Source organism: Syntrophorhabdaceae bacterium (assembly GCA_028713955.1).
GTDB lineage: Bacteria > Desulfobacterota > Syntrophorhabdia > Syntrophorhabdales > Syntrophorhabdaceae > UBA5609.
In genome coordinates this window covers 1-13,012 of record JAQTNJ010000078.1, presented here as the reverse complement: position 1 = coordinate 13,012, position 13,012 = coordinate 1, and the positions used below count along the sequence as shown (strand labels likewise).

Genomic DNA, 13,012 nt, shown 5'->3' with positions numbered 1-13,012 from the left:
GCGGCTATATGGGGAATCAATTTTGTTGCTGTAAAATTTCTCCTCACAGAGATTTCCCCTGTTAACCTTATATTGTTCCGATTCATCGCGGGGAGCATATTTTTATTCTTTCTACTCCTTTTTTTTGAAGATGTAAAGATACCTTTGAAAGATTTTTTTTATCTCTGTCTCCTCGGAGCCATTGGCATTACTATCTATCAGTTCTTTTTCACCTATGCCCTGAAATATACATCGGTAACAAATGTCAGCATCATAATCAATACATCGCCGCTCTATGGCGGGATCCTCGCAAGCCTCCTCGGATACGAGAAATTTCAGCCAAAGAGGTTCTTCGCGATCATGACAGGGTTCCTCGGCGTCTATGTCCTCATAACGAAGGGAAGCTTCCTCCTCGAAGGCGGCGATACGAGTGGGAACACGCTGGCCATTGTTGCAAGCATGTTCTGGGCGCTTTACACGATCCTCTCCAAACCCCTTCTCGATAAGCACTCGCCGCTGAAGGTCACAACATACAGCATGCTCTCCGGGGCGGCCCTTCTGTGCCCCTTCATTCCCTTTCACCTTGATCTCAAAGAATACAGCGCGCTTTCCTTTACCGGGTGGGTCTGTCTGCTCTACTCGGTGATCTTCTCGATAGTGATCGCCTTTTTCCTCTGGTACAGGGGCGTATCAAGGATAGGGGCTTCGCGTACCATGGTCTACCAGTATTCAGTTCCTGTCTTCGCCGCCTTTTCCGCTTATCTTTTGCTCGACGAAAAACTCTACATCTCACAGCTTATCGGCGCCGGGATAATATTCTCCAGTATAACGCTGGCGAGAAGGAAATAACAAAACCCGTGAAAGGTGAAAAGAGGGAGGTAATGGGCGATAGGTGATAGGCCGTGCGCTTTGTCATTGCGAGCCGCCTTTTTCGCCGAACGATCTTCTTTGCATTTCGATATACGATATACGAACTACGATATACGATTTTCCATGAGCCGTGAGCTATCAACTATGAACTATGAACTGCCGTTATCCTTTTATCGATCCCAGAGGCACTATCTTTGCCACAAGTCTCGAAATACCGGCAGCATGGACAACCTGTACCACCTTTGACACATCCTTATAGGCCTCAGGCATCTCCTCCCCGAGGGTGCCTCTGTTTGCCGCCCTCACATAGACGTTCCTCTCTTCCATCTCCTTCTGAACGGAACGGCCTTTTGTCCTCCGTAATGCCTCTCCCCTGCTCATCACGCGGCCCGCTCCGTGACAGGTGCTGCCGAAGGTATCTTCCATGGCGCGTTCTGTCCCGCAAAGGACATAGGATGCCCTGCCCATATCCCCGGGGATCAATACCGGCTGACCGACCTTCCTGTACTCCTCGGGTACTGCCGTATTCTCCGGAGCGAAAGACCTTGTAGCCCCCTTCCGGTGGACACATAATCTTGATTCTTTACCCTTGACAATGTGCCTTTCCAGTTTCGCAATGTTGTGGCATACATCATATACCAGCGACAGGCCGAGTTTGCCTGCGCCTGTATGAAAAACCTGTTCAAAGGTCTCCCTCACCCAGTGGGTGATCATCTGCCTGTTCGCAAATGCATAGTTCGCAGCAGCAGCCATTGCCGAGAAATACCTCTGCCCCTCCGGGGAATCGAATGGCGCACAGCAGAGCTGCCTGTCGGGAAGCTGGATCCCGTACTTCTCCGATGCCTTTATCATCTGCCTGATGTAGTCATCACAGACCTGATAGCCGAGTCCTCTTGAACCGGTATGGACCATGACGGTGACCTGGTCCTGGAAAAGTCCGAAGGCCTCTGCGGCCTTTTCATCATAGATCTCCGTAATACGGCCGACCTCAACAAAGTGGTTACCACTCCCCAGGGTACCAAGCTGGTCTTTCCCGCGCTCGTATGCCTTTTCAGATACGTTTTCAGGATCCGCAAAAGAGATCTGCCCGTTATCCTCTATGAACCGTACATCGTTCTCTGTGCCATACCCCTGCCCTATTGCCCATTGCGCCCCTTTCGCAAGCACCTTTTCCAGGTCCTTCCTGCTGAGTCTCAGGTCCTTCCTGTGTGAACCTACACCGCTTGGAATATTAATAAAAAGCCTGTCGATGATGTCGCTGACCTTCCCACCCATCTCCCGCGCGCTCAACGCGGAGCGCATAAGCCTCACCCCGCAGTTTATGTCGTATCCGACACCGCCGGGGGAGATGATCCCTTCCGTAATATCAAATGCAGCTACACCGCCGATGGGGAAACCATAGCCCCAGTGTATGTCGGGCATGGCCATGGAGGCGTTGACAATTCCCGGAAGACAGGCAACATTTTCCACCTGCCTGACGCTCTCGTCCTTCCCGAAATCCCTGAGAAGCTCTTCGTTAATATAGACAATACCTTCGACGCGCATGTCGCCGTGCTTTTCAACGACATACCTGTTCTCGTCGATCTTCTTCAGTAATATCTTCGGTCTGTCTTCCATATATCAATTTTATATCATTTTGCAATCTATTGCTATGATCGTTTGCCTGCCATTTCACGCATAGTCGTAATAAATTCTAAGCACGAAGCATCAAATCCTAAACAATATCTAAATTCAAATATCAAATGTTCAAAACGTGTTGTCATCGCGAGGATTCCCTCTCCTTATAGTGTCATCGCGAGGATTCCCTCTCCTTATAGTGTCATCGCGAGGAGCGTAAGCGACGTGGCGATCTGTGGCAATCTGTTGTATGAGATTGCCGCGCTACGCTCGCAATGACGACGGTTATTTTGTTTAACTGTTTTGAATTTTAAAAATTGGAACATTCGAATTTGTTTAGGATTGTCCCTCCTTCGTCAGGATTGAACCTTGCGATATGAGGATTTCGGATTTGCCATGATTTTTCGCTATGCTCCATGCTTTCGTCTCTCCGCTCTCTGCTCCAAGCTCTCCGCTGCCTTTTACAGGTCCACAATGACCGTTGCCTTGAGCATCCCTTTTTCTTCCACTATCCGGAATTTGTGGTATGTGACCGCTTTGACCTCCTGTTTTATCAAGTGTCTAACGGGATCAAAGATCTCTCCCCTGGCAACCCCTTCTGCGTGTTCACGGCCCACATGTATGGAGAGGGTCTTTGGGATAAACCCTTCCGTGTCCCACATATACAGGCTGTCATTAAGAAGGTTTATGAACAACTCACCGTTGCCGTTAACGGTAATCCTTTTTTCTATAAGAGGTTGAACAACCTCTATGTCCGTTATCAGCGAGAATAGCGCGTAGACCCCGTTTTGGAAAAGTTCCTCCATGGTTCCGCCATATACCTCAAACCCCGCATCCGCTTCATGGTCAAGTATCCGGTAACGTTCCATAATACAACCAGGTTAGCTCATAGGTGATAGCTCATAGTTCATAGCTGATAGCCAATAACGAGCCTCTTTTATTATCATCTTTTATTATCATCTTTTATTATCATCTTTTATTATCATCTTTTATTATCATCTTTTATTATCATCTTTTATTATCATCTTTTATTATCATCTTTTATTATCATCGCGAGCATCTGACCCCCATACTGACGGGTGTTATCAGAAAAGAAACTTGCTTTTGACACATGAGACCGGGCAAGTTTCTTAGGAGGAGCGTAAGCAACATGGCGATCTGTGGTGATCTATTAAATAAGATTGCCGCGCTTCGCTCGCAATGACACTACCCCACGCCCTGCCGGGCTCGCAATGACAAAGCGCACGGCCTATCGCCTATCACCTATTACCTCTTACCTCTCTCTTCCTTTATGATATTCTTTAACTTCGCGGTGATCGCCAGGGCGCTGTCCAAGGGTCTCTGCCAGATGTTCCTGCCGAATATGAAGCCCGATCCGCCTGCCCGTATGCAAAGTCGTGCCTTTGCGAGGAGGTCCTCGTCAGAAATCATCTCGCCGCCTGCAAAAATAACCGGTATGCCGGCGGCAGCGCCTATGACCCTCTTCACCGCCTCTTCGAGTGAAACGTCGAGCCCGTTGTATGGTGCAGGGATATTCGCATCCTTTTTTAAGCCCGGGACGTTCACTTTCACCATGTCCGCGCCAAGCTCTGCGGCAACCCGCGCCGCGTACTCAATGGCAAAAAGGCTGTTCTTTCCACCTTTTTCTTCTATGTCGCGTCCCCGCGGGTATGACCAGACAATAACGGGCAGACCTGCTCTGTGCGCCTCCTCCCTGATCACTGCAAACTGTTCTATGTCCTCGTCCTGCCTCGGTGATCCTACATAGAGGGTATAACCGATGGCAATTGCGGAAAGCTCCAGCGCATCGTCAATGGAAGCTGTCAACGGGGAGAGGGGCTCATCGTCACCGGGGATCCCTGTCTTGCCGTTTATCTTCAATACCAGCGGCATCTCGCCATACATGGTATGGAAAAACCTCCTGGCATTGCCGATGTGGAGCGCAACAGCGTTATACCGCCCCTTTTTCGCAATAGTTATGATGTGCATGGGGTTCTCGGCAAAACGGGCATCGAAGAAGTCCTTTGGTCCATGTTCAAGCCCCTGGTCATAGGGAAGAATGATGGTCCTGCCGTAGGTTTCAAGAAGTTTCTGTAATCTCACATCCTTAGGCTCCATATTCCCTCCTTGGGATTATTTATCTTAACCAGATTATAGCACATTTAAAAAACTTCTTAACCCCTTTTGAATAAAGGAGAAAGTTTCCGTGAAAAAAATATTAAAATATTTTAATTTTTTCCTTGACACCTTTCCTGCCAATTGCTATAAAGATTAAAATTACTTAATAAAAAGGAGGTGGTTGAGTATTTCACGGTTGTTTAAAAACATTATTTTTAAGGAGGTAGGAATGAAAAAGATTGTATTAGTCCTACTTGCGCTTTTTATTGCTGTACCTATGGTCAGCGATGCAGGTAGCGTAACAAGCAGATGGGATATGACAATTGGTGGTTTTGTGAAGTTTGATGCAGGCTGGGCAAGTCAGGCTCAGGGCGGCGACTATATGTTTGCGTCACCGGGAAGCATTACCGGTAACTATAACGTAACTGATCAATACGGCAACTCCTTTATGGCAGCCGGCGAGACAAGGCTCAATTTCGCCATTAAAGGTCCTGACGGGTGGGGCGCAAAGACATCGGCCTTTATCGAAGGCGATTTCAGACAGGGCGGAGCTTATGAAGCCTTCAGGCTGAGACATGCCTTCATGAAGTTCGACTGGGGCAGCACCAACCTCGTTGTCGGTCAGACCTGGCAGACCTGGGGACTTATGCCCTCTTTCAACCTGCTCGGCGTGAACGAGCTTGGTCCAATGAACAAAGGCGACCGTTTACCGCAGATCATGTTTAAAACTACGTTCGCAAAAGACTGGACAATTGCCTATGGTCTTATATCGGCATATCAGCCACAGTTAGCCGGTGGTGCCCAGGCAGTACGTGGCGTTGCTTCAACCACAAGTCAGCAGCGCATTTACTCTTATCCACTTTTTCAGACTGAATTAGGTTATTCTTCTGATGCCTGCGGCAAGATCGGCCCCTGGAAGATGCAGTTTGCCCTCGGCGGCTTTATGGGAACAAATAAGAACGTCAAACGTACCGCCGGTGCCGGCACACGCTGGGAAGATGACGATACAACTGTCTGGGGCGCTGCTTTCAAGGCCTATATCCCGATAATCCCCGAGAAGAAAGGGAACAAGGCTGGTGCACTCGCGATCACAGGCAGTGCCTTCGCAGCACAGGGTCCGAACGCATTCTTCGGTCCGTGGTCCTATGATGCATACGTATCAGGCGTAGCCGAAGCAAATGGTTCTTTCGTTGCCCGGAATGGTACAGTAGCAGGCGGTTGGGGCGAGATAACCTATTACTTCCTCAACAATGTATTCATCAACGGCCTCTATGGTTATGCACGGTACAACTGGAGCGACGCGATCAGGCAGGGTGCAGTTGTTAATGCAACAGACATACAGAATGTAGAGCACATGATAGTAAACATCATGTATGATGTAAGCCCTGCAATCAGGATGGGGATTGGATGGACCCATATGCAGTCAGGTTATGCCAACTTTCAGGCAGCTGGTGCTGGTGGAAAATCCGGCAGTCTCGATGTTGGAAGAGTTGCCGCATGGTACTTCTTCTAAGAAACTGCTGAACAGAAACTTAAAAGGGGGCTTTAAGCCCCCTTTTTTATTTTCTAATCAAATAAAATCTTCTATGCGCTCCTCCGGTAGTAACCCTTTAACCAAGTTACGACATTAGAGCATTGACAATGTGAAATAGCTTTGTTATGCTCTTTTCGCTTTAAGCAGTATATGGAGCCGGAGTGGTGGAACTGGCAGACGCGCCGGACTCAAAATCCGGTGTCCCTCGCGGACATGGGGGTTCAAGCCCCCCCTTCGGCACCAAATTAGCCATCAGTCGATAGTATATAGTATATCGAGATTCTAAGAAATCCGTTCAGCGAGAAAAGTGGCTCATAGTTCATAGCTGATAGCCTATGGCAGGAAGCATCATGTCATGGTTGAAGAAGAGACCGGCAGTTTGCTTAACCTTAGCCCGCTTTTTTTGACTGCTATTCACTATCGACTATTCACTGCCTTTAGCATCAGTGGATGTAGCGGGCGAGGGCCTTCTGTGCCCTCTGCAGGTCTTCTTCGGTATCTATGCCAAATCCGTCATACTGGGTCGTCAAAACTCTGATCTTGTAGCCGTTCTCGAGGACCCGTAATTGTTCCAGTGATTCCGTCTCCTCGAGCCTGCTCTTCTCCATCCTGACAAACTGCTCAAGCAAGGCCATTGAAAATCCGTAAATGCCGACATGTTTGTAAAGCGATGCCCTTCTGTTATCGCGCACATAGGGGATAGGGGCCCGTGAGAAATAGAGGGCGTATCCTGCCCGGTCGAGGACAACCTTCACGGTATTGGGATCTTCATATTCATGGTTGTCTTTCAATGGGCAGCAAAGGGTTGCCATGTCGAGATGCTCGCGCTCAATGACAGAGAATATTGCATCGATCATGTCAGACCTGATAAAAGGCTCGTCACCCTGGAGGTTGACAACGATATCGGCGTTCCTTCCACAGACAGCCTCGTAGACCCTGTCCGTGCCGCTCGTGCAGGCAACGCTCGTCATGACAGCCTCAGCCCCGAAGGATTGTGCTGTATCCCGTATCTGCTCATCATCGGTAGCGATAAGGATCTCATCTGCCAGGCGGGATTCCCGCGCCCTCTCATAGACCCACTGGATAAGGGGCTTTCCGCATAGGTCCAGCAGAGGTTTTCCAGGCAGCCTTGTGGAACCAAACCGTGCCGGTATGACAATGGTCTTTTTCACTGCAATTATTCCTTAACTGGAAAAATTATAGTGAAAGGAAGATGTATATGCAAGGGATAATTGCCATTTGAAAAACTAATCCCAGTTGGTTTTAAGGGTTGGTGAAGGTGGCGGTGACGTCTGTGTCGGCGGTGAGCGTTACCAGGCAGGTTCCCGTTCCGGAACACCCACCGCCTGACCATCCCGTAAAGGTGCTCCCGGTATTTGCTGCTGCCCCAAGGGCCACGATGGTACCATTGGGATAATATGCCTCGCATATGCTTCCGCAATTGATCCTCTCCGGGGACCTGAAAAACAGCGAGCTTGCCACTGTTCCCGAGCCGGTTCCCGCTTTAATGACTCTCAATTGCTGCACGACCTTGTTGTATATCTGTATCCCGTCCATCACCACGCTGTTGTAGTAGTTCTGGCCGTAATCTCCGAAACGCAGGGGCTGTGTGTTCACGATGCTCCCGTTCGCAAGGTTATCGCGGTACGTGGCATTCGTTGAGCCGCCACTGACATAGACCTTCGCGCCGGATGCAAGCCCGTTGCCGCTGTATGCAGCAGCTATGTGGTACCATGTGTTGAGCGTGCTGATCGGGGTCGTATTGTACACCCATATCATCGGTCCCGCCCCGCCGTTCAATTGGTTCGTAAGCTGGAATGCAAGCCGGTTGTAACCCACTGCGGGCTGGCTATACGCTGAGCTGTGTATCTCGAAATAGTAGCCAGTATAGTTTGGCCCTGCACCGCCTTTTGATACCAGGGGGTATATGGGTGACGTCGGCGCAGCAGTCGGCAGTTTTGTTAATTTCACCCACATGACGATCGAGAACGGCTGGTTGTACTCGAAACTGAAGACCGAATTGTTGATCCCCTGATTGTACGGGGTCAGACTCGCAACCCCGGTGAAATACAGCGCACCGCCTGATACCCCCGCAACAGAGGCAATGCTCCCGCCCGGGCCCGTGGCAATTGTCCCCCCGGGGTTGACAGGATCATCAAAATTCCATGATCCCAAAGGACAATCCTCCACTATTAATTTCAGCATCTTCTGGGCGGTATTACCGTCGTTGTCGTTTCTTGAAAATGTTATGTTGTGCACCTGTGCCGGGCCGGTGGACGTTCCGGATATGGCTCCGGTGATCAAGTCCATTGATAGGCCTGCCGGCAAAGCGGTGGTGGTCCAGTCGCTGTATGGGAGCACTCCACCATCACTGTACATGGTTGCTTTATAGGATTGCCCGACACACGCTCCCGGCAATTCGTTATTTAATATCTTAAACCTGCCCTGCGCTGTTCCATAACATCCTATTGTATTTTTCAGTTCTTCCAGTGTTACCCATTTAACGATATCGTCATAGGGCTCCGCGCGCGCGCCGCTCAAATCTCCGGCGTAGTTATCGACGTTGATCCCCACGGAATAAACATTAATGACCGTTGGCCCCGTTACCGCCTGGGTTCCAGCTGTCTGGTTATTCACATTCTCTCCCCCGCTCAGGATGAGAAAAGCAATGTTGGAAATATCCGTATATGCTGTGCAACCCGCGTTCGTACAGTTCCTTACTGTCAGATTAGCCGTTTTCCTCCCGCATATTGAGTCGGTCGACCCGGCAGGTATGGAGGTTAAATTATTATCGACAACATAGACTGTCTGATTGCCCCACGCGTCATTCGATCTTTTCATGATAGCCGCAATCTCCGCTGTCGTGGGAAGCCGGTGGTTTGTTGCGGCATAGCTGATAACTGACTTTATTCCTGCATCGATGATGCTGTTCATTTCAGCTATCTTCGTCCTTTTCGTCAACGAACCGATAACTGCTATTCCCGCAGTTACGATGGAAGCAACAAGCATGAGCAGTATTGCTACGAACAAAAGGGTCATCCCTTTGTTGTTCATATGCATACGGAGGGAATGATTTTCAGCCTTCCTGCTCATTGCCTGTCAGGGGCTTATGGTCAGGACGAAGGATTTATTGGTGCAGTTGTCCCGATTAGTGCTTGACGATGTGTCATTACAGGCAACCGAATTGAGTGCAGAGCTGTTATGGTCCCTCGTAAAAACGGTAATGTTGAAGCTCCCCGTTTCAGTCGAGTTAATGGTTTTCGTTATAACCAGATTATTGGCCCATGCAGGCCACGCGCCTTCCACCCGATCTGAACAATACGTTGACGCGGCGCCGCCTAACTGAGTGCTGTCGGGATACCTGATAAAGCTTGGATTGAAGGACACGCTGTTGGGTGGCCCCTGGGCAATGGTGCGATTTCTAATCTCGACACACCATCTGTATTGGTTCTGTGTCCCGGAAAGATACGGCACACCTCCTGCAGCAAAGACATTTGCCGTGTACGATGACCCAAGGCTTGTAGAGGGGAGTTCATTGTTCAATATCTGCAGCTGCGCCCCCTGGCATCCTATCTTTGTCCTGAGCTCGTTGAGCGTCACCCAATTGACGATGTCGTCGTACCTCTCGGGCCTGTTGATCAACGTGCCGGTATAATTCAGACAGTTGCCGGCAGTGGTGCAGGCATCGCGGTTGGTGGCGCCGTTCTGCACGTAAACGGTCGCTCTCCCTGCCGCTATAGCTGTCTGAACATTGAAGTTGACTCCGCCGCTCACGATCGCAAAGGCAACGTTCGGTATGTCGTTGTAGTCTGTTCCTGCCGCTGTTGCACAATCATTCGTGAGGCAATTCCTGACCGTTATGCCCGTGGTCGTGCGCCCGCAGATATAATCAGTAGAAGTCACCGGGGCAGCCGGAGCAAGGTTTCCGTCCGCGATATAATACAACGGATTGCCCCATGCATCATTTGGTTTTCTGATATTATTTCGAAACTCTATTTGGTTATTAGTGGGATCGGGAAGGCGGCGGTTCGTTGCGGCAAAACCTACCAGGGATTCTATGGCAGCGTCAATCGTGCCTTTCGTATCGCTTATCTTTGTCCTCTCTGTCAAAGGACCGATCATCCTTATGCCAAGTGAGATCAGTATGCCGACAAGGACAAGGACTATTGCAAGCTCGACTATGGTAAAACCTTTTTTTGAGTTCATAACTAACGGCTTATCGCTCATAGATAAAGACTCACAGCATGTGGTGCGCACAGTTCCTGGCTGATAATTCATAGCTGTCCAAATACTTTATCGAGATCCTCCATGACAGCTTCATAAACATCAGGCAGCTTCTTCAGCAACCGTTTAATATCTTTCCACTCAAGCTCAAAACCGTAACGCTTCCTGAAGAGGTGCCTGAATCTCAGGTATTCCTCCAGGATCTTTTCTGTTTCTTTTTTAATAACAGGGGTTCTTACCCCTTCAATATCGAGGGACATCTGGCGCAAAAGATCCACATGCCACCTCATACCGTCAGGGACCTGCCCATCGATTGTGCTCGCTATTCCATGAAATACGTTTTCCAGACCTGTATAAAAATCATGCAGGATGGATGACCCGGCTCTTACGTGAATACTGGATGGTCTCTCCCCTGTCAGTTGAGATGCTTCGCCGAGAAGTTTCTGTAGTTTCGCAAGTTCGTCTTTTATTTGTGCTTTGAGTACCTTAACGGCGCTCACAGTTCAACCCCTTCTTTGCGCGCAACCTTTAAGAGGGATTTCCGCGCTTTTCTCACAGGTATCAAATCCACATCGAAAGGCTCTGCTACTATCCATGCATCAAAACCGGCCCGCAGTACATCATCCGTATTAATGCCGTCAACAAGGATATCGATATCGGTCCGCTCATCGAGGTAACCATCTCTTACCAGTGAACCGAATAAAAATATTTTCTTCGCACCATACTTTTTGCGAAGCATAACGGCAACCTTCTTCGCCCTATCAAGTCCGGCAGAACGTATGGCGTCCATTTTTTTTCTGGCTCTTTTTTCTATTACTTTAATATTGCAGCCCATAGCTTATTTACTTAATACAACAATGACCCTAATGCCTTTTATCTACTATATCAAAGCCATGCCGGTGTGTCAAAAAAACCTGACGACTGAATAACGGCGGCTGACGGCGACATTGCTTTTCACAGGCAGATGGCGGTGTTTGCGATCGTTGTATTCGGCGTATAGGCAGCGCTTGCCTGCACTTTTCCGGTGTTCCAGATGCCGTCATCCAGCGCCGTATCCAGTGCCTGAGCCACCTCAGCAGGCAGGACGGTGAATTTGATCACGTTGTTGCACAGGGATTGAAGGCCTGCAGGTATTGCGGGCAGTCCTGTTGCGCCAAAGGCGGACATGATATATACATTCCCCGGATACCTCGCAACATGTATCGCCTGGCTCGTGCCGTCATATGTACCCGATATAAAACCGGCCAGGGCAAGGTGCTGGTTCGCCAGATACGGCTCCGTAAGATCGATCCTGCCGTTGTTGTTCCCGTTCGTAGTTGTCCAGCGGTTTGTTGCGGTATTGTCATCTCCCGGCAGTTTGCTGAATTTATCCTGATACGAATAGACAGCGGTCGCCAGTTCATTCGCCTGATTAATGACAGCCTTTATCTTTGCGTTCTCCATCATCGTCGCCCCTTTCAAGACAACCCCGATGAGGATCCCGATAATGACAATGACAACCGCCAGCTCGATCAACGTGAAACCTCTTTTAGAGTTCATGGCTGATAGTAAAACCACTTAATCATTTTCTGTTCCCCTCACACGCATCCTAGTACAATATAAATCTGCGTCAGCCGCAACTCACAAAAAAACAGGGAGGTAAAAACCTCCCCGCCATCAATTCAAACATATATCAGAAACAGTCCCTGCCCCGCTACGAACATCGACCTTAGAACTTGATCACAAACGTAGGGATGAGCACATCCGGTGTTGCTGTTGCATAGGTCGCGCTTCCCCTGATGTCACCGGTGTTATATACCCCGTCATCATACTGGATATCAATGATCTGGCAAACCCCTGCCGGTATGTTCTGGAATTGGACAAGATGTGCGGTAAGACCGCTAATCGTAGAATAGGCAACTGCAATAGCGCCACCGTATGCATGAGTTGCATTTCTGAACGAAGTGTTGTCACCACCTATTATACCGGCCAACCTTAGCTCCCTCCAGAGGTCACACTGTTCAATGCCCGTGGCAGTACATCCAAAGTTAGCCGCAGCCGCAGCCGCAGCGACGGTGATCAAACCGTTGCCGTTGCCGTCGGTAAGGCCTGTCCATATCCCTCCCCTGGTACTCACGGTGCGATCATCGCCCGGGTAAAACTGGTACCTGTCATAATAGGTATACACAGCCGCAGATATCTCCCGGTACTGGTTGTAGAGCCGCTTAATCTTTGCATTATTGATTAATTCCTGGCCCTTCAGAACCGCGCCGAGAATGATACCGATGATGACCAGCACGATTGCCAACTCAACAAGTGTGAAACCTTTCGCGCTCCTTATTGTTTTTAACATCTTATCGTCCTCCTTTTTCATTGTATATACATTACTATATTTATTATCGAAAAATATTGCAAGATGTAAATTGAATATACAGATAAGGCAATTTTACAGATAATGGGCCTACTATCAAGAAGTTGTATCAGGTTGTAGCCCCGCCCCTTCAGCAGGATCGGCCGTGCGCACAGCCTTCATGAAGGAAATACTGAATTCAACACCCCGCTGAGTGTTTGCAACAGTCATGGCGCCGCCCAGACTTTTTACGATATGACGCGCCTGGAAGAGACCGACACCGAGGCCCGAACTCTTTGTCGTGTAAAAGGGCTCGAACATACGCTCTATCTCCTTCACAG

Annotated in this window: 13 protein-coding genes and 1 tRNA gene; 3 read left to right on the top strand and 11 right to left on the bottom strand. The window is 49.3% G+C overall.

The window, feature by feature from the left end; translation table 11 throughout:
- Positions 1-828: DMT family transporter (locus tag PHU49_08370; GenBank protein MDD5244017.1), on the top strand; the 828-nt coding region annotated here is incomplete at its 5' end.
- 183 nt (positions 829-1,011) lie between these two features.
- Here the strand turns inward: PHU49_08370 and PHU49_08365 are convergent.
- From PHU49_08365 to PHU49_08355, 3 genes are all read right to left on the bottom strand, one after another.
- Positions 1,012-2,466 carry an RtcB family protein gene (locus tag PHU49_08365; GenBank protein MDD5244016.1) on the bottom strand — a complete coding sequence of 485 codons (1,455 nt, stop codon included), beginning with the start codon at positions 2,464-2,466 and terminating at the stop codon, positions 1,012-1,014.
- A 461-nt stretch (positions 2,467-2,927) separates the two neighbouring features.
- Positions 2,928-3,335 (bottom strand): archease, encoded by a 408-nt coding sequence (locus PHU49_08360; GenBank protein MDD5244015.1) that lies wholly within the window; start codon positions 3,333-3,335, stop codon positions 2,928-2,930.
- 397 nt (positions 3,336-3,732) lie between these two features.
- Positions 3,733-4,584, bottom strand: a complete 852-nt coding sequence (locus PHU49_08355) for a hypothetical protein (GenBank protein MDD5244014.1) — start codon at positions 4,582-4,584, stop codon at positions 3,733-3,735.
- Positions 4,585-4,813: 229 nt separating this feature from the next.
- Here PHU49_08355 and PHU49_08350 point away from each other — a divergent pair, with 229 nt between their 5' ends.
- Entirely contained in the window at positions 4,814-6,097 is a 1,284-nt protein-coding gene (locus PHU49_08350; GenBank protein MDD5244013.1) for a hypothetical protein, read from the top strand.
- Positions 6,098-6,273: 176 nt separating this feature from the next.
- Positions 6,274-6,361 (top strand) — tRNA-Leu (locus PHU49_08345).
- A gap of 200 nt (positions 6,362-6,561) precedes the next feature.
- On the opposite strand, the gene kdsB is transcribed toward PHU49_08345, so the two are convergent.
- The 8 genes from kdsB to PHU49_08305 all read right to left on the bottom strand — a co-directional run.
- Positions 6,562-7,290: a 3-deoxy-manno-octulosonate cytidylyltransferase gene (kdsB, locus tag PHU49_08340; GenBank protein MDD5244012.1), complete on the bottom strand. Its 729-nt coding sequence runs from the start codon at positions 7,288-7,290 to the stop codon at positions 6,562-6,564.
- Positions 7,291-7,381: 91 nt separating this feature from the next.
- On the bottom strand, positions 7,382-9,148 hold the full coding sequence (locus PHU49_08335) for a putative Ig domain-containing protein (protein ID MDD5244011.1): 1,767 nt from the start codon (positions 9,146-9,148) through the stop codon (positions 7,382-7,384).
- 69 nt (positions 9,149-9,217) lie between these two features.
- Entirely contained in the window at positions 9,218-10,324 is a 1,107-nt protein-coding gene (locus PHU49_08330; GenBank protein ID MDD5244010.1) for a prepilin-type N-terminal cleavage/methylation domain-containing protein, read from the bottom strand.
- Positions 10,325-10,392: 68 nt separating this feature from the next.
- Positions 10,393-10,842, bottom strand: a complete 450-nt coding sequence (locus tag PHU49_08325) for a hypothetical protein (GenBank protein ID MDD5244009.1) — start codon at positions 10,840-10,842, stop codon at positions 10,393-10,395.
- On the bottom strand, positions 10,839-11,132 hold the full coding sequence (locus PHU49_08320; GenBank protein MDD5244008.1) for a nucleotidyltransferase domain-containing protein: 294 nt from the start codon (positions 11,130-11,132) through the stop codon (positions 10,839-10,841). Before PHU49_08320 ends, PHU49_08325 begins: the two co-directional genes overlap by 4 nt.
- Before the next feature lie 164 nt (positions 11,133-11,296).
- A complete protein-coding gene (locus PHU49_08315) occupies positions 11,297-11,881 on the bottom strand; it encodes a prepilin-type N-terminal cleavage/methylation domain-containing protein (GenBank protein ID MDD5244007.1) in 585 nt (194 codons plus the stop codon).
- A 169-nt stretch (positions 11,882-12,050) separates the two neighbouring features.
- The gene (locus PHU49_08310; protein ID MDD5244006.1) at positions 12,051-12,674 is read right to left on the bottom strand and encodes a prepilin-type N-terminal cleavage/methylation domain-containing protein; all 624 of its coding nucleotides are present in this window, start codon (positions 12,672-12,674) and stop codon (positions 12,051-12,053) included.
- 114 nt (positions 12,675-12,788) lie between these two features.
- Positions 12,789-13,012, bottom strand: a 224-nt coding sequence (locus PHU49_08305) for a hypothetical protein (protein ID MDD5244005.1), incomplete at its 5' end; no start/stop codon positions are given.

Bases quoted from the DNA above. Each gene is read 5' to 3' on its own strand.
- PHU49_08365 (MDD5244016.1), bottom strand. From the start codon at position 2,466: ATGGAAGACAGACCGAAGATATTACTGAAGAAGATCGACGAGAACAGG.
- PHU49_08360 (MDD5244015.1), bottom strand. From the start codon at position 3,335: ATGGAACGTTACCGGATACTTGACCATGAAGCGGATGCGGGGTTTGAG.
- PHU49_08355 (MDD5244014.1), bottom strand. From the start codon at position 4,584: ATGGAGCCTAAGGATGTGAGATTACAGAAACTTCTTGAAACCTACGGC.
- PHU49_08350 (MDD5244013.1), top strand. From the start codon at position 4,814: ATGAAAAAGATTGTATTAGTCCTACTTGCGCTTTTTATTGCTGTACCT.
- PHU49_08330 (MDD5244010.1), bottom strand. From the start codon at position 10,324: ATGAACTCAAAAAAAGGTTTTACCATAGTCGAGCTTGCAATAGTCCTT.
- PHU49_08320 (MDD5244008.1), bottom strand. From the start codon at position 11,132: ATGGACGCCATACGTTCTGCCGGACTTGATAGGGCGAAGAAGGTTGCC.
- PHU49_08315 (MDD5244007.1), bottom strand. From the start codon at position 11,881: ATGAACTCTAAAAGAGGTTTCACGTTGATCGAGCTGGCGGTTGTCATT.
- PHU49_08310 (MDD5244006.1), bottom strand. From the start codon at position 12,674: ATGTTAAAAACAATAAGGAGCGCGAAAGGTTTCACACTTGTTGAGTTG.